The organism is Streptomyces sp. NPDC033216, from assembly GCF_055577115.1.
The window spans coordinates 183,655-199,080 of record NZ_JBVIQK010000003.1 but is presented as its reverse complement, the minus strand read 5'-3'; the positions used below and the strand labels follow the sequence as shown (position 1 = coordinate 199,080).

The 15,426-nt window shown below is 73.7% G+C and carries 13 protein-coding genes, 1 tRNA gene and 1 riboswitch; of the genes, 3 read left to right on the top strand and 11 right to left on the bottom strand.

From position 1 onward, the window contains the following. Nucleotides 1–9: 9 nt before the first annotated feature. A complete protein-coding gene (locus ACZ5Y0_RS07575; protein ID WP_469128025.1) occupies nt 10–2,574 on the top strand; it encodes a CHAT domain-containing protein in 2,565 nt (854 codons plus the stop codon). Nucleotides 2,575–2,592: 18 nt separating this feature from the next. Here the strand turns inward: ACZ5Y0_RS07575 and ACZ5Y0_RS07570 are convergent, their stop codons facing one another. Beyond that, complete coding sequence (locus ACZ5Y0_RS07570) at nt 2,593–4,548, bottom strand: helix-turn-helix transcriptional regulator (RefSeq protein ID WP_469127687.1); 1,956 nt, start codon at nt 4,546–4,548, stop codon at nt 2,593–2,595. 71 nt (nt 4,549–4,619) lie between these two features. Between ACZ5Y0_RS07570 and absR1 the strand changes: the two genes are divergently transcribed. Beyond that, nucleotides 4,620–5,705, top strand: a complete 1,086-nt coding sequence (gene absR1 / locus ACZ5Y0_RS07565; protein WP_469128024.1) for a beta-glucuronidase AbsR1 — start codon at nt 4,620–4,622, stop codon at nt 5,703–5,705. 157 nt (nt 5,706–5,862) lie between these two features. Here the strand turns inward: absR1 and ACZ5Y0_RS07560 are convergent, their stop codons facing one another. The 10 genes from ACZ5Y0_RS07560 to ACZ5Y0_RS07515 form a co-directional block, all read right to left on the bottom strand. Then, nucleotides 5,863–7,236, bottom strand: a complete 1,374-nt coding sequence (locus tag ACZ5Y0_RS07560) for an NtaA/DmoA family FMN-dependent monooxygenase (RefSeq protein ID WP_469127686.1) — start codon at nt 7,234–7,236, stop codon at nt 5,863–5,865. Between the two features lie 19 nt (nt 7,237–7,255). Continuing rightward, complete coding sequence (locus ACZ5Y0_RS07555) at nt 7,256–8,458, bottom strand: LLM class flavin-dependent oxidoreductase (protein WP_469127685.1); 1,203 nt, start codon at nt 8,456–8,458, stop codon at nt 7,256–7,258. Between the two features lie 327 nt (nt 8,459–8,785). Then, the gene (locus ACZ5Y0_RS07550) at nt 8,786–9,811 is read right to left on the bottom strand and encodes an ABC transporter substrate-binding protein (RefSeq protein WP_469127684.1); all 1,026 of its coding nucleotides are present in this window, start codon (nt 9,809–9,811) and stop codon (nt 8,786–8,788) included. Nucleotides 9,812–9,873: 62 nt separating this feature from the next. Then, entirely contained in the window at nt 9,874–10,689 is an 816-nt protein-coding gene (locus ACZ5Y0_RS07545) for an amino acid ABC transporter ATP-binding protein (protein WP_469127683.1), read from the bottom strand. After that, nucleotides 10,686–11,666 (bottom strand): amino acid ABC transporter permease, encoded by a 981-nt coding sequence (locus tag ACZ5Y0_RS07540; protein ID WP_469127682.1) that lies wholly within the window; start codon nt 11,664–11,666, stop codon nt 10,686–10,688. The genes ACZ5Y0_RS07545 and ACZ5Y0_RS07540 overlap by 4 nt, the downstream gene beginning before the upstream one ends. Before the next feature lie 206 nt (nt 11,667–11,872). Then, entirely contained in the window at nt 11,873–12,022 is a 150-nt protein-coding gene (locus ACZ5Y0_RS07535; RefSeq protein WP_469127681.1) for a hypothetical protein, read from the bottom strand. A gap of 32 nt (nt 12,023–12,054) precedes the next feature. Then, nucleotides 12,055–12,188: riboswitch (SAM riboswitch) on the bottom strand. 67 nt (nt 12,189–12,255) lie between these two features. Then, nucleotides 12,256–13,152, bottom strand: a complete 897-nt coding sequence (locus ACZ5Y0_RS07530) for a glutathione S-transferase C-terminal domain-containing protein (RefSeq protein ID WP_469127680.1) — start codon at nt 13,150–13,152, stop codon at nt 12,256–12,258. A 140-nt stretch (nt 13,153–13,292) separates the two neighbouring features. Further along, on the bottom strand, nt 13,293–13,409 hold the full coding sequence (locus ACZ5Y0_RS07525; protein WP_469127679.1) for a putative leader peptide: 117 nt from the start codon (nt 13,407–13,409) through the stop codon (nt 13,293–13,295). A 226-nt stretch (nt 13,410–13,635) separates the two neighbouring features. Continuing rightward, complete coding sequence (locus ACZ5Y0_RS07520) at nt 13,636–14,391, bottom strand: class I SAM-dependent methyltransferase (RefSeq protein ID WP_469127678.1); 756 nt, start codon at nt 14,389–14,391, stop codon at nt 13,636–13,638. 335 nt (nt 14,392–14,726) lie between these two features. Beyond that, nucleotides 14,727–14,800 (bottom strand) — tRNA-Pro (locus ACZ5Y0_RS07515). Nucleotides 14,801–15,167: 367 nt separating this feature from the next. Here ACZ5Y0_RS07515 and ACZ5Y0_RS07510 point away from each other — a divergent pair. After that, complete coding sequence (locus ACZ5Y0_RS07510; RefSeq protein ID WP_469127677.1) at nt 15,168–15,326, top strand: hypothetical protein; 159 nt, start codon at nt 15,168–15,170, stop codon at nt 15,324–15,326. Nucleotides 15,327–15,426: the final 100 nt, after the last annotated feature.

Sequence of the window (15,426 nt, the reverse complement as noted above, 5' to 3'; positions counted from 1 at the left end):
CTGCTGCCCATGGTGTTCGCCGCCCCCAACGACGCCCTGGCCCGCGCGGAGGGAGTGCTCCACACCGACCCCCCGCCCCTGCACGCCTCCGTCGCCCACCAGGTGATCGGCATCTGGCAGCGGGACTGGGGCGACATGCGCCTCGCCCTGGACCATCTGCGGCGCGCCCGCGCGCTGGCGGCGCGCGCGGACTCCGCCGAGCGGGAGGCGGACGTCCTGGCCACGCTCGGCGTGGCCCTGGTCCACGCGGGCCGCACCCGGCAGGGACTCGCCGCGTTCGAGCGGGGCATCGAGCGCGGCACGGGGCACACCCGCGCGCGCGTGCGCTACCGGCGTGCCTACTCCTGGTGGGTGCTGGGACATCACCGCGAGGCGCTGGACGACCTGCGCCGGGCGATCACCGTGCTGCGGCAGGCGGAGGACGTCATCTGGACGGCACGCGCCCTCACCCTGCGCGCCACCGTGCACCTGGCACTCGGCGCGGTGGACCGGGCCGACGCCGACTTCACGGCGGCGGAGACCCTGTGGGACACCACCGGCCAGGAGCACGACAAGGCCGACGCGGTGGAGAGCCGGGGGCTGGCCGCGTTCCGGTCGGGGGACGTCCCGGCGGCGCTGCGGCTGCTGGACGAGGCCGAGGAGCGGTACGCGAAACTGGGTACGCCCACCTTCATGCTCGACATCCGGCGCTGCGAGGTGCTGATGGCCGCCGGACTGGCGCCCGAGGCTCTCGCCGAGGCGGACGCGGCGATCACGGTCCTCGACGGGATCGGCGGACAGTCCACCCGCAAGGCGGAACTGCTGCTGGCAGCGGCGCGGGCGGCCCGGCTGGCGGGGGATCCGGGGACGGCGACCGCGCGGGCGGCGCTGGCCGTGCGGCTGTTCGCCGGACAGCGGCGCACCTGGTGGGAGGCGCACGCCCAACTGGTGCTGATCGAGGCGCGGGTGGCGACCGGGCGGAGTTCGGGGAGACTGGTCGCGGACGCGGTCCGGGTGGCGGAACGGCTGTCCTCGTTCGGGGCGCCCGCCGCTCCGGAGGGCTGGCTGCTGGCGGGCCGGATCGCGCTGGACCTGCACTGGACCGAGGACGCCGAGCGCTATCTGGCGGTCGCCGCGCGCAGCCGTCACGGGGGGCCGCCGCTGGCGCGGATGACGGGCTGGGCGGCGCAGGCGCTGTGGGCGCGGGCGACCGGATCGGCGCGCGGTGTCCTGGAGGCCTGCCGGCGCGGACTCGACGTCCTCGACGACCACCGCACCACGCTGGGCGCCTCCGAGCTGCGGGCGCGCGCCACCGCGCAGGGGGCCGAACTCGCTTCCCTCGCCCAGCAGGTGAGCCTGGAGCGGGGCGGGCCGCGGCAACTGCTGGTGTGGAGCGAGCGCTGGCGGGCCACCGTCCTGTCGGCGCCGCCCACCCGGCCGCCCGCCGATCCGGCGCTGCTCAGCGGGCTGACCGCCTACCGCGAGATCGCCGCCCGCGCGGAGGGCGCGCGGATGGACGGCCGCCCGGTGCCGACGCTGGAACGCGAGCAGCGCCGGCTGGAGCGGGAGATCCGCTCCCGCACCCTGCACATCCGCGGCGAGTCCCCCGGGGACGGCCACCGGTTCGACGTGGGCCGGCTGCTGGAACGGCTCGGCGACGGACGGCTGGTCGAGATCGCCGTACTGGACGGGCGGGTGCAGGTGCTGCTGTGCGGGGGCGGCCGGGTACGGAGGTTCGCGGGCGGGCCGGTGGCCGAGGCGGAGCGGGAGGCCGAGCATGTGCAGGCCGGGCTGCGGCGGCTGGCGCACCCCGGTGCCGACGCGCGGCTGCCGGTGGTCGAGGCGGCCGGCCGGCGACTGGAGAACCTCCTGCTGGGGGAGGCCGCCTCGCAGCTGGGCCCCGGCCCGGTCGTGATCGTGCCCCCGGCCCGGCTGCATCAGGTGCCGTGGGCGCTGCTGCCGTCGCTGCGGGAGCGGGTGCTCAGTGTGTCGCCGTCGGCGAGCAGCTGGCTGCGCGCGCGGGAGACCGAGCCCACACCGGGCGGGCGGCATGTGCTGGTGCGGGGGCCGGGCCTGGCGACCGGGGGCGCCGAGGTGCCGGAGGTGGCGGGCCGCTACGGCAGGCCGACGGTGCTGGAACAGGAGGACGCGCGCGTGCCGCGGGTACTGGAGGAACTGGACGGGGCCGCGCTGGCCCACATCGCCGCCCATGGCACGTTCCGGGCCGACAGCCCGATGTTCTCGTCCCTGCGGATGGCCGACGGTCCCCTGATCGTGCACGACTTCGAGCGCCTCGCCCGCAGCCCGTACCGGATCATCCTGTCCAGCTGCGACACCGCCCGCCTCGCCTCGGTGGGCGCCGACGAACTCCTGGGCCTGGTCACGGCGTTGCTGCCGCTCGGCACGGCCGGGGTGGTGGCGAGCAGCGCACCCGTCAACGACGAGGCGGTGGTCTCGCTGATGCTGGCCCTGCACAAGGGGGTCAGTGCCGGTCTGTCGCTGGCGGAGGCGCTGCGGGACGCCCGCGCCGCCCTGCCCGGGGACGCCCTGCACCAGGCGACGGGGTGGGCTTTCACCGCGTTCGGCGCCGCCTGAACGCCCGCACCCGGCGCATCAGGCCGTCCGGTTGTCCGGCAGCGCCACGAGCGACGGCAGCGCCGCGCGGTCGCTCGCGCCGAGTCGGGTGTACGCGCCGTACAGGTGATTGCCGACCGTACGGACGGACAGCGTCAGCCGCTCGGCGATCTGCCGGTTGCTGAGGCCGGCCGCCGCGAGAGTGACGATCTGGCGCTGCCGGGCGGTGAGTTCACCCAGCACCAGCCCCGCCAGCGCGGGAGTGCGGGCGCCCTGGCAGCGGCGGGCCAGGGCGACGGCACGGGTACGGGCGGTACGGGCCGCGCGCGGGTCCCGGAGCAGTCGCGCGGCGTGCGCGTGCGCCTCGGCCGCGCACAGGAGGAACCCGCGCTGCTCGAACTCCGTCGCGACCGCGTCGAGTCCGGGCCCGTCCCCACGGGCGAGGGCATCGGCGTGCCGCGCGAAGACCCCGTCCTCGGGAGCACCTCGCCGTACGGCGTCGTGGGCGGTCACCCGGTCCTGCGCGTGCGGGGACACCCCCCTTTCTCCCGCCCACGGGTCTCCGTTTCCCAGGCTCGGCCGCGCTCGCGCGGGGACGCCCCCGTCCCGAGCCGGGGGGACAGCAGGCGACGGTCGCGTCGACCCGGCCCGTCCGGCCTGTGCGGACGAGGCCCCTCCAGGGCCGACAGCGGGGGCCAGGAAGCGGTGGCCCGCGGAAACGGGCCGGAACGAGGCCGCGAGGGGTGACTCCCCCAACTGCGCCGCCGCACATTCCCGTTCGGCCAGACACCCCGCATCGTCCGGCGTCCCCGCCAACCCTTCTCGCGCCCAGGCCACAGCCTCCCGCGGCTCCCCCCGCAACCGGGCGAACCGTGCCCGCACCGCCGCATATTCGGCCGGAACCGTCTTCCCCTCCCCGACCAGCCACTCCCCCACGGGCGCCACCGCCGACCGGACATCCGCCCCGTCGATCCGCCGGAGCAGTTCCTCCGCCTCCGCCTCCAGCGCCGCGCCCCACGGCGGCCGGCCGGCCGCCAGCCGCCGAGCCCGCAACCGCCCCGCGACGGCCCGCAGCAAGGGCCCGTGCAGCGGGTGGGCGAGCCGAACCGTCGCGCCGTCGTCGGCCTGGACGAGCCCGTCACCCTCCAGCCTCTCCAGGACACCCGGCTCCAGCCCCTCCACCGTCGACGGCAACGGCTCCGCGAAGGCGAGCCGGTCCAGGATCTCCCGCTCCTCGGGGCAGGACCGTCCGAGGACGGCGGCCGCCCGTTCGCGCAGGGCAGGTGTCGGCGGAACCGGCCCGCGCCACCTCCACTCCTCACTGTCGGCACTCCGGTCGGGCAACCCCTGACCCCGCAGGGCGTCCAGCAGGTCACGCAGCAGCCCGAGGTCGCCCCCGGCCAGCCGGTGCAGCCGGTTGGCGGTGAGCGGCTCCGGACGGACTCCGGCGGCGGCGGTCAGCAACCGGACGGTGTCCTCACGGGGCAGCGGCTCCAGAGCCAGCCGCGGCAGGAGGTCACCCGAGCGCAGGCGGGCCACGGCACCCGGCGCGGGTGCGTCGTCCGCGGCGAGGATCAGCAAGGTGCGTCCCTGGACGGCGAGCTGATGGACGAGCGCGGCGGAGTCGTCGTCCAGCAGGTGGGCGTCGTCGACCAGCAACAGCCGCACCCGGCACAGCAGTCGGACCGCTCGGTGCAGGGTGACGTCCTCGGGCAGGAGATGGGCGAACGCGGCGAACGCGGTGCCGCGGGTCTCGGGCGTGCCGGCCACCCGTACGCACTCCGTGCCGCGCACGGCCTCCGCGGCCAGCCGACCGCGGCCGCAGCCGGGCGGCCCGGTCACCACGATGCCGGGCCGTCCGGCCCGCAACGCACGCCGCACCAGCTCCAGTTCCTCCTCGCGGCCGGTGAACGGCCACGGCGGCGACGGGAGCGGCCGTAGGGTCCTCGCGTCACGTGCGGAAGTCGTCACATCTACAGGAGTCCGCATACTCATGCCTGATACAGGGCGACTTGAGTAGCCCCCGACTCACGCCCCGGCCGGAGTTGCGGGGCAGCCTGGAGTCCATGACCGCCCGTTACTGCTCGCTCGCGCGGCAGCCACCCCCCACGTTCGCTCCGGGGCTGGCCGCCGAGCGGCTCGGCGCGCTCATGGGCGGTCGCCGGATGTGGGTCAACGGCACCGTGCTGCACTACTGCTTCCTCGACGGCGAGGCCGACGGATCGGTCATCCCGGTGCCGGGTTCCGGGGGGACCCGGTGGGTGTCGTGGGCCGGGGACAAGACCCAGCGGGACGTGGTGCGCGACGCCTTCCGCGAGTGGCGGGAGCTGGGCATCGGGGTGTCGTTCGTCGAGATCGACGACCGCTCGGAGGCCGAGCTGCGCATCGGGTTCCAGCAGGGCGACGGTTCCTGGTCCGCGGTGGGCCGGGACGCGTTGCGGGCGGGCCTGAACGAGCGCACCATGAACTTCGGCTGGGATCTGACCGCGCCCGGGGAGCGTGCGACGGCCCTGCACGAGATCGGGCACGCGCTCGGCATGCAGCACGAGCACCAGAGTCCGTTCGCCGGCATCCACTGGGACGACGAGGCCGTGTACGCCGACCTGGCGGGCCCGCCGAACTTCTGGAGCCGGGACCGCACGTACGTCAACGTCCTGCGCAAGCTGGACCCGGCCGAGGTCAACGGCTCGGTGTGGGACCCGCAGTCCGTGATGGAGTATCCGTTCCCGGCGGGGCTGATCCTGGAACCGGCCCAGTTCCGCGGGGGTGTGCACCCGCCCGGCGCGCTGTCGCCGCGGGACAGGGAGTTCGTGCTGCGCTGGTATCCGCCGCTCGACGCGCCGCGTCCGCCCCCGCTGGTGCCGTTCCGCTCGGTGCCGCTGTCGCTGGCGGCGGGCGGGCAGGCCGATTTCGCGGTCGAGCCCCCGGAGACCCGCGAGTACACCTTCGGCACCTTCGGGGACGGTGACTCGGTCGTCGTGGTCTTCGAGGAGCGGGACGGCGTGCCCCGCTTCCTGGCCGGCCGGGACGACGGGGGTACTGCGGACAACGCCACGATCAGGGTCCGGCTCGTGAAGGGCCGCCGCTACCTCGTCCGGGTCCGGCTGTACTGCGGCTGGGGTGCGGGAGAGACCGCCGTCATGTGCTGGTGACGGCACGGGAGGGCACCGTACGCGCACACGGACCACAGTCCGGCGCCGGGGGAAAGGCCGGCGTCCGTCACCTTCTGGGGAGGAAGACGGGCGCCGGCCGCACCCGGCGCGGTCGCGACGGTGGGCGGTCGCGGCGGTCAGGGGACCGCCGGGAATCTCACGAGGCCCGCCGAGCCGCCCCCCTGTCGTCCGGGTGGGCGAGGCCGAGGTGGTCGCGCAGGGTGGCGCCCTCGTACTCCGCGCGGAAGACGCCCCGTTCCTGGAGGAGGGGGACGACCTGGTCGGCGAACTCGTCGAGACCGCCGGGGGTGAGGTACGGAACGAGGATGAAGCCGTCGGCGGCGTCCGCCTGGACGTAGTCGTTGATGGTCCTGGCGACGGTGGCCGGGGAGCCGACGAAGCTCTGCCGGTTGCCGGTCTCGATGACCAGGTCGCGGATGGACCAGTTGTTCGCGGTGGCCAGCTCCCGCCACTCGCGGGCGACGGCCGCCGGGTCCCGGTACATGCGGACCTGGGCCCGGCCGCGGGCGATGTGGTTCTCGCCGGGGTCGGGGTCGATGTCGGGGAGGGGGCCGTCTGGGTCGTAGGCGGAGAGGTCGCGGTTCCAGACGAACTCCAGGTGTTTGATCGCGGTGGCGCCGCTGACCTGCCGGCGTCGGACCTCGTGGGCGATCTCCTCGGCCTCGGCGTCGGTGTCGCCGAGGACGAAGCCCGCGGCGGGCAGGATGAGCAACTGGTCGGGGCGGCGGCCGTACCTGGCGAGGCGGGACTTCACGTCCGTGTAGAAGGCCTGGCCGGTGTCGAGGGCGGCGTACCGGCTGAAGATGGCGTCCGCGCTCGACGCGGCGAACTCACGGCCCTCGTCGGAGTCACCGGCCTGGAAGACGACCGGGCGGCCCTGGGGGCTGCGCGGGACGTTGAAACGGCCGTGGATGTCGAAGTGCCGGCCCTCGTGGACGAAGGCGCCGGCCTTGGCGTCGCTGAGGAAGGTGCCGGTGGCCTGGTCGGCGATGATCTCGTCACCGCGCCAGGAGTCGAACAGTTCGTTGGCCGTCGCGAGGAACTCCTCGGCGCGGGAGTAGCGCTCCTCCTGCGGGAGGAAGCCGCCGCGGCGGAAGTTCTCACCGGTGAAGGCGTCCCACGAGGTGACGACGTTCCACGCGGAGCGGCCGTCGGAGAGGTGGTCGAGACTGGCGAACTGACGGGCCACCTCGTAGGGCTCGTTGAAGGTGGTGTTGATGGTGCCGGTCAGGCCGAGGCGGTCGGTGACGGCGGCGAGCGCGGCGAGGACGGTGAAGGTGTCGGGGCGGCCGACGACGTCCAGGTCGTAGATGTGGCCGCCCTGTTCGCGCAGTCTGAGTCCCTCGGCGAGGAACAGGAAGTCGAACTTGGCGCGTTCGGCGGTCCTCGCGAAGTGGACGAAGGAGCTGAACTCGATGTGGCTGCCGGCCCTCGGGTCGCTCCACACGGTGGTGTTGTTGACGCCGGGGAAGTGGGCGGCGAGGTGGATCTGCTTCTGGGGCTTGCTCATGTCGGGTGTCCCCTCCGGCTCAGGCGGCGGCGTAGCGGTTGGCGGGGCGGGGCAGGCCCAGCAGCCCGCGCAGGGTGCCGGCTTCGTAGGCGCGGCGGAAGGCGTCGCGGCGCTGGAGTTCGGGGACGAGACCGCGGGTGATCGCCGGCAGGTCGTGGCCCACGACGGCGGGGCGCAGCCGGAACCCGGTCAGGCCCGTCTCCCGCAGTTCCAGAAGGAGGTCCGCGAGTTGTGCGGGCGTGCCGGTGAAGATCCGGGCGTCGCCGCGGTACTCCCCTCCGGCGAGGGTGTCGAGGCGGTCGCGGCGGGCGGCGGCATCGGCCGGGTCGTCGTCGAGGAGGACCACCAGGTCGGCGAAGACGTGCAGCCGCTCCTCGGCACGACCCGCCGCCTCCTGCTCGGCGCGGATCTCGGTGAGGATCGCGCGGGCCTGCGCGGTGTCGTGCGGCGTGGTGTAGGCGACGTCGGCGGCGCGGGCGACCAGGCGGTAGGGGACGGTGTCGTGTGCGAGGGCGGTCACCAGGGGCTGGCCCTGCGGCGGGCGGGGGGTGATGGAGGGGCCCTTGACGCTGAAGTGGCGGCCCTCGAAATCGATGTGGTGCAGTTTGTCCCGGTCGATGAAGCGACCGGTGCTGACGTCCCGGATCTCGGCGTCGTCCTCCCAGCTGTCCCAGAGGCGGCGTACGACCTCGACGTGGTCACCGGCCTCGTCGAAGAGGTCGGCCACCAGTTCCCGAGCGGCCGGGGCGTCGTAGGCCTCGATGCGGGCAATGGTGCGGCGGCCGAAGTGGGCGGCCTCGGTGGGCCGGGCGGTGATCTGGACCCGCAGGCCCGCACGGCCGCCGCTGACGTGGTCGAGGGTGGCGACGGCCTTGGAGATGTGGAACGGCTCCGTGTGGGTGGCCACCACCGTCGGCACCAGGCCGATGTGGCGGGAGAGCGGGGCGATCCGGGAGGCGATCAGGACCGCGTCGAGCCGGCCCCGGACCTGGTCGGTGCGCTCGTCCGGATCCAGGAAGTGGGAGGACTGCGGGCCGAGGCCGTCCTCGATCGTGACGAAGTCGAGCAGGCCGCGCTCGGCCTCGGCGACCTGGTCGGCCCAGTAGCCGGCGGTGAACAGTTCACGGGGGCGGGCGACCGGCTCGCGCCAGGAGGCGGGGTGCCAGCCGGTGCCGTCGAGGGCGACGGCGAGATGCAGGGGCGCAACGGGAATCGAGGACACGGAGGTGCCTTCCTGGAGGTCGGTGGGAGAGCCGGGCCCGGCGGGGGTTCAGCGGGCGCGGGGGCGGGGCGAGGGGGTCAGCAGCGACAGAGGGCGCCCGCCCCGCGCCGGAGTTCGATGTGGGGCCGGGAGCGGAGAGGCGGGGAGCGGAGCGGATCGGGAACGCCGGTGCGCCGCGCTGCCGTGGTGTCCCTCAGGTGCGTCCCGTCCGCCCTCCGCGGTCGGCGGCCGGGGCTCCGCCGCCGTGGAGGGGGGTCGGACGACGGTTTACGGAGGCGAAGCCCTTCCTCCGGCGACGGGCGTGCGGCGCGGCTCACCGACGGATCCTCAGGAGTCGGTCAGCGGCAGGCCGGGCGGGTTGACCTCGGACTCGGCGACGGCCTCGTGGGAGAGGTTCCACGCGGCGAGCCACTTGCCGTACTGGCCGTTGTCGATCAGGTGGTTGATGGCGGCGGCGAGGGGCTCGGCGAGGCCGCTGTCCTTCTTGGCGGTCGCCGCGATCAGACCCTGGAGGCTCTCCCCCGCCCCCGAGAACCTGCCCGCGATACGGGTCTCCGCGGGCGTGCCGGCCGACTGGGCGACGTGGTAGGAGAGGTTGGGGTTCGGGCCGAAGTAGGCGTCGATCCTGCCGCTGTTCAGCGCCAGGTAGGTGCTGTTGGTGTCCTGGAAGTACTTGACGGTGAGCTGCTTGCCCTCGCTCGCCAGCTTCTTCTTCCACGCGAGCAGGATCCGCTCCTGGTTGGTGCCGGCGCCGACCGAGACGGTCTTGCCGGCCAGCGCCTCGGGGTCGCCGTCGAACGTCCAGGTGCTCGACTTCGGTGTCTCCAGGGCCAGGTCGTCCTTGCGGTAGGAGGCGAACTCGTACTTCCGCTTGCGCTCCTCGGTGACGGTGACGTTGGTGAGGGCGACGTCGACCTTGCCGCTGTCGATGCCGACGAAGAGGTTCTCCCAGGTGAAGCGCCTGATCTCGGGTTTGAGGCCCAGCACCGCGGCCACCAGGCGGCCGAGGTCGGGCTCGGAGCCGGTGAGGGTCTTCTGGTCGCCGCCCACGTAGCCCAGCGGCGCGGAGCCGGACGGCAGGGTGCCGCTGCCGATCACCAGCCTGCCGCTCCTCCGCACGGCCTCGGGCAGCCGGGCACTGATCGACTTCACCTCGGACACCTCGAGGGTGGTCTCCTTCGCGGCGCCGTTGGACAGCCGGCCGACGGTCACGGTCCCCGAGGCGGCGGCGTCGGCCGTGGTGGCGGCGTCGCTGTCACCACCGCAGGCGGCGAGCCCGGTGGCCAGGGTGGCGACGGCGGTCGCCGCGGTGATGCCGCGTATCAGGCTGCGTCGGGTGATGTGGGTGGGCATGGCCGTCCTTCGTTGCTGGTGGCTGTGATGAGAGGAGAGAGGCAGGGGGCGGCGCGGGGCTGTCAGAGAACCTTGCCGAGGAAGTCCCGTGTCCGTTCGTGCCGCGGGTGGTCCAGGACCTCGGCGGGCGGGCCCTGTTCGACGATCTTTCCGCCGTCGATGAAGACGACCCGGTCGGCCACCTCGCGGGCGAAGCCGATCTCGTGGGTGACGATGACGAGGGTGGCGCCGCTGGTCGCCAGGTTCTTGATGACGGCGAGGACTTCACCGACGAGTTCGGGGTCGAGGGCGGAGGTGGGCTCGTCGAAGAGGATGACTCCGGGGCGCTGGGCGAGGGCGCGGGCGATGGCGACGCGCTGCTGCTGGCCGCCGGACAGCTGTCGGGGGTAGGCGGAGGCCTTGTCGGCGAGGCCGACCCGGTCGAGGAGTTCGCGGGCCAGCTCGTGCGCCTCGGGCTTGCCGAGCCGGCCGGTCGCCACGGGGGCGGCGGCCACGTTGTCGAGGACGGTCAGGTGCGGGAAGAGGTTGAGGTTCTGGAAGACGAACCCGATGCGGCTGCGCTGCGCGAGGATCGCCCGTTCGCTCAGCTCGCGCAGCCGGTCGCCGTGCCGGCGGACGCCGATGGGCTCACCGTTGACGCTGACGTAGCCGATCTCGGGCTTCTCCAGGTGGTTGATGACCCGCAGCAGGGTGGACTTGCCGGAGCCGGACGGGCCGATGATGACGGTGACCTCGCCGGGCCCCACGGTCAGGTCGACACCGTCCAGGACCCGGTGGGCGCCGTACCACTTGTGCACGCCGTGCACCTCCACGGCGGCGGGCAGTGCTTCGGCCGGCTCGGCGGCCTTGGTGGTCACGGCGACGGTCTCGGTGGTCATACGGCTGCCTCCCTGCGCGCACGCTCCCGCAGGTCCCGCAGGTCGGTGCGCAGCTTCTGCAACGGGGTCGGCGGCAGGGAGCGGGTGGCGCCCCGCGCGTAGTACCGCTCGACGTAGAACTGGATGACGGACACGAGGCTCGTGAGGATCAGGTACCAGACGGTGACGACCAGCAGCAGGGGCACGATGTCGCCGGGGTAGGTGGACCCCATCGACTGGGCGGTGCCGAACAGGTCGAGCAGCGACACGTAGAAGACCAGCGAGGTGCTCTTGATCAGGCCGATCAGCTGGTTGACGTAGTTGGGGGTGATCGACCGCAGAGCCTGCGGGAAGACGATCCGCCGGAACTGGTGCCCCTTGGGCAGGCCCAGGGCGGACGCCGCCTCGTGCTGGCCCTGGTCGACGGAGAGGATGCCGCCGCGGACCACCTCGGCGGCGTAGGCGGCCTCGTTGAGGCTGAGGCCGATCACGGCGATCGCCATGTCGGTGGCGAGCCGGGACTCGTCGAAGGTGAGGAAGGCCGGCCCGAAGGGGACACCGACGCTCAGCGTCTTGTACAGGGCGCTGAAGTTGTACAGGAACAGCAGCACGACGATCAGCGGGACGGAGCGCAGCGCCCAGACGTAGGTCCAGCTCGCGGCGCGCAGCACCGGGCTCCGGGAGAGCCGGGCCAGGGCGAGCAGGATGCCGCCGACGAGGCCCGACACGGCGCTCCAAGCGGTGACTTCCAGGGTGATCAGCAGTCCGTCGAGGATCGCCGGGCGCAGAAACCAGTAGCCGAAGCGGTCCCACTGGTAGAAGGGGTTCGTCACCAGGCCGTGGACGAACTGGGCGACCAGGACCAGCACGACCGCGGTGGCGATCCATCGTCCGGGCCGGCGCAGTGGCTGGACGCGCTGCGCGGTGGGCCGTTGCCGCGGCCGGGAGTCGGCGGGTGGCGCCTCGGTGAGGGTCACGGCACCTGGGGATTCACTCATGAGGGGCTCCGGCGGGAGTCGGGGCACCCCGGATCACTGCGGGCGTGGGTGGCGGCGCGGCGTCACGGGGCGGCGGGGCCGCTCCGTGACGGGCCGGCGCGGCACGGCGCGCGGATGCGTACGGGGAACCGAGGTGGGGCGGACAACGGCACACCGCCGGGGCGGTGTTCGTCAGGAACGCGGTGACGGGGCGAAGGGTGTGAGGTTCAGCCCCGACAGCGGGCACGGCCCGGTGCGGTACACAGTGCGCTGTTCACGCGCAGGAGATCGACGGTGCGGTCGGCGACGAGGATGTCGAGGTACGGCCGTACGCAGCCACGGAGGCGGCGGGGCGCCGTCCGGAGAGCTGCGTACATGTCCGTCACCGTCACTGTCCGGCCCCGTGGGGCCCTCGCGCTTACCGAAACGTCTGGAGAAAGGTCTGGAGAAACGTCATCCGGTCCGGTCGTCACCCGGGGCACCTCACCGCCGGGCGGGGGTGGCCGGTCAGCAAGCCAGGGCTTGTCGCTGACGCTCATGACCGTTCCGGGCCGTCAGTTAAGACAGTTGCCCGACTGAATGTCAACGCCGGTCCAGGTAGTGGACCCGGTCAGGGGCGCCCGACCTGCGCTTCCGCTTCCCCGGCGGGGGTCGCGTGAGTCGCCCAGTCCAGGATCTGGACTGCGGAACCGGCGGCCTCCAGGCCCTGACAGCGGGCGTGGTGGCGCCGGTTGACGCCGTCGAGGTCGAGTGCGCCCCCGAAGGCGGGGTGGGCGGCCAGTCGGCGGGCGTACGTCCACAGGGCGCGGTGTCCGGCGACGCGGCGCACGGCGTCCGCGTCGAGGTGGTGGCGGTGCACCGTGTCGAGCTGGACCAGCGTCACCCACAACTCCACGTCGGCAGCCGTGATCCGATTCCCCATCAGATAGGGGCGCGCCCGAAGGCCTCGTTCGAGTTCATGGAGCGTGCCGAGCAGCGTGTCCAGGGCCGCGGTGCGCTCCGCCGTCTCGGCGCCGGCCGCTCCGGCGCGCTGTGCGGCCCCCTCGATGCCGTGGACGCACATCCGCTCGACGGCCTCGATCTCGGGCTCCCTGCCGCACGGGTACAGCAAGGTCCGGCCGCCACCGAAGTGCCGGGCGAGGTCGCGGGCGATGTCGGAGCCGTGCGTGGAGACGATCCGTCCGGACCAGTCGTCACTGAGGACCGGCGCGAGGGCGGGCCCGGCGTAGTGGTGCGCGCTGGCCTCGTACAGGGGACGCAGCGCCGAGTGGCCGCCGTCCGGACAGTCCGGGACGGCGGGCAGGAAGGTCACGGGACAGACGCGGTCCAGGCCGAGCAGGCCGTGGACGACGGCGATGCGCAGCCCGTCGGGGTCCGCCACCGAGAGGTGGAGCCGGTAGCGGCGCGGCACGGCGTAGTGGCCGCTGCGCGCGTCGCGGCCGATCCGGCCCCGGAAGGCGGGGGCCGGTCGGGCGGACGGGTGGGCGGCCGACGGTGTGACGGACATGACTCTCCCCGGGGGCGGGCGCGTGGACGGATGCGCGGCGGATGTGCGTCGGACGGGAGGGCGCGGCCGGGAACCCGCGCGCCGCGCCGGGACGGTGTCGGACACCGCCGAAGTGCTCGGCGCAGGGGGGACGGGCCGGTTCAGCTCCGGGACATCGCGCTACAGACGCGCAGCAGATCGATGTGGCGACGGGAGGTGAGGAGGGGGGACACCCACGCCGTGCGGCTCACTCGGCCGGCGACCGTCTCACGCCCCATGCTTCCCTACCTGTTCACTAGGATTTCCGGTTCGAGTGTCGATCCGCCACCGGTCTTCGTCAAGGGGGCGTCCACCAGGCGAGCTGGAGGAAGTCCATGCCGGGCCGTACCGGGGCCCGCGCCGGGAGTTCCTACCGAAGTCCGTGCCGGGCCGCAGGGAAGCCCGCGCCGAGGACCGCGCCGTGGTTCGACGCCGAAGACCAATCCTCCGGACCTGTGCGGCGGTTCACGTCACGGTGGCGGGCTCCGGCAGCCGGTACACCGACACGTGGGACCGCGACTCGGCGGTGAACTCGGCGCCGCTCCAGTCCGCATGCCGGGACTCCAGCTCGAAGCCGGCCAGCCGGGCCATGAGGTCGAGTTCGGCAGGCCAGATGTAACGGTGCGGGCTGCGGTCCAGCCGGGTCCGACGGCCGCTCTCCTCGAACCTGAAGTGGTGCGAGACGACGTGCTGGCGCAGGACGTCGTAGGTGTCCAGCCCGATGTAGCCGGGCTCGGAGTGCCAGACGGTCGCCTCCTGCCCCGGCGGGAGCCTGCGCAGTTCGGGAACCCACAGCTCGACGACGAACCGCCCGCCGGGTCCGAGGTGCCGGGCGGCGTTGCGGAAGCACGCGAGCTGCTCCTCCTGGGTGAGCAGGTTGGAGATCGTGTTGTAGACGAGGTAGACGAGCGTGTACTCGCCCGGTGCGTGTGCCGTCGCCATGTCTCCGACGACCACCGGGATCACCGACTCGTCCGCTTTGGCCCGCAGTTGCTCGATCATCGCAGGGGACAACTCGACACCGGTCACCGGAACCCCTCGCCCGGCGAGCGGCACCGCCACCCGCCCGGTCCCGATGGCGAACTCCAACGCCCGTCCCCCCTCCGCGAGTTCGACGAGCAGGTCGACGGCAGGGTCGAGCACGTCGGATGCGAACATGCCGGTGCCGGGAGTGTCGTAGCGGCGGGCGATGTCGGCGTCCCGGATTCGCTGTTGATCCATGCGTCCCGACGATGGTCAGCGCCGCCGGAGTTGTCCACCCGATTCTCGGCCGGGTGGCCTCACGCCCGCTGCCTCCCGCTCCCGCGAACCCGTCGACGGCGGTGGCGGTGGCGAGGACGAAGTCCCCGCGGTCGCTGCCGAATCCCGGCGCGGCCAGGGCCGCCGCGGCGCAGCCCAGGACGGCGACCGACCTGCCCGGGTGTGGGGCCGAGGGCCACGCCCCGCGGATAGCCGGTCGAGAACGCGTCACCGCACCCGCTGACGTCCACGACGTCGAGGAACGGCGGAGGCCGCCTTCTCACCCGAGAAGACGGCCTCCGACCACCTCGCACCGGTCGGGACGACAGGATTTGAACCTGCGACCCCTTGACCCCCAGTCAAGTGCGCTACCAAGCTGCGCCACGTCCCGTCGCGTCCCGCGCCGGTGAACCGGGGGAACGCGCAGGTAGACACTACCGTACGCGTCTCGATGCCGGCGCGGCCGGACGGGGCGACGGGCCCGACGGGACGACGCACCCGACGCGCGAGCGGTGCGGCGGACGGGGACCGGCGGGGCGGCGAGGGCCGCGCCGAGGCGGAGCGGCGCCTGCGGGGCGAAGCCGCCGCAGCGGACTCCTCGAGTCGACGGAGTCGAAGTGGATGGCCTTCCCGGAGAAGGGGCGGGCCGGAGGCCGGAAATGGCTGGCCGGCCGGAGGCGGAGGTGGTGGGCGGGCCGGAGGCCGGAGATGACGGGCGGGCCGGAGGCCGGAGATGACGGGCGGGCCGGAGGCCGGAGATGACGGGCGGCCAGGCCACCGGTGGCGGCGGCGCCGGTCGACTCTCCCCCGGCCTGTCGGGGACGGTCGCGGACATCATGGTGACCGCCTGCGCGGACGACGCACGGCGTGCGCGCGTCCCGGCCATCATCCGGGACGGGGTGGGCGCCGAACACTGAACGGCGAGCGTGCCCGCCCCCTGCGGGACGGGCGGATCCGGGCCCTTCCTGGTCACTCGCCTGCGACGCGTGGATTTCCCTCGGGGGCCGCGTCCGGCCC

Coding starts and splice junctions, on each gene's coding strand:
- ACZ5Y0_RS07575 (WP_469128025.1), top strand. CDS start 10: ATGGTGTTCGCCGCCCCCAACGACGCCCTGGCCCGCGCGGAGGGAGTG.
- ACZ5Y0_RS07570 (WP_469127687.1), bottom strand. CDS start 4,548: ATGAGTATGCGGACTCCTGTAGATGTGACGACTTCCGCACGTGACGCG.
- absR1 (WP_469128024.1), top strand. CDS start 4,620: ATGACCGCCCGTTACTGCTCGCTCGCGCGGCAGCCACCCCCCACGTTC.
- ACZ5Y0_RS07560 (WP_469127686.1), bottom strand. CDS start 7,236: ATGAGCAAGCCCCAGAAGCAGATCCACCTCGCCGCCCACTTCCCCGGC.
- ACZ5Y0_RS07550 (WP_469127684.1), bottom strand. CDS start 9,811: ATGCCCACCCACATCACCCGACGCAGCCTGATACGCGGCATCACCGCG.
- ACZ5Y0_RS07545 (WP_469127683.1), bottom strand. CDS start 10,689: ATGACCACCGAGACCGTCGCCGTGACCACCAAGGCCGCCGAGCCGGCC.
- ACZ5Y0_RS07540 (WP_469127682.1), bottom strand. CDS start 11,666: ATGAGTGAATCCCCAGGTGCCGTGACCCTCACCGAGGCGCCACCCGCC.
- ACZ5Y0_RS07535 (WP_469127681.1), bottom strand. CDS start 12,022: ATGTACGCAGCTCTCCGGACGGCGCCCCGCCGCCTCCGTGGCTGCGTA.
- ACZ5Y0_RS07530 (WP_469127680.1), bottom strand. CDS start 13,152: ATGTCCGTCACACCGTCGGCCGCCCACCCGTCCGCCCGACCGGCCCCC.
- ACZ5Y0_RS07525 (WP_469127679.1), bottom strand. CDS start 13,409: ATGGGGCGTGAGACGGTCGCCGGCCGAGTGAGCCGCACGGCGTGGGTG.
- ACZ5Y0_RS07520 (WP_469127678.1), bottom strand. CDS start 14,391: ATGGATCAACAGCGAATCCGGGACGCCGACATCGCCCGCCGCTACGAC.
- ACZ5Y0_RS07510 (WP_469127677.1), top strand. CDS start 15,168: ATGACGGGCGGCCAGGCCACCGGTGGCGGCGGCGCCGGTCGACTCTCC.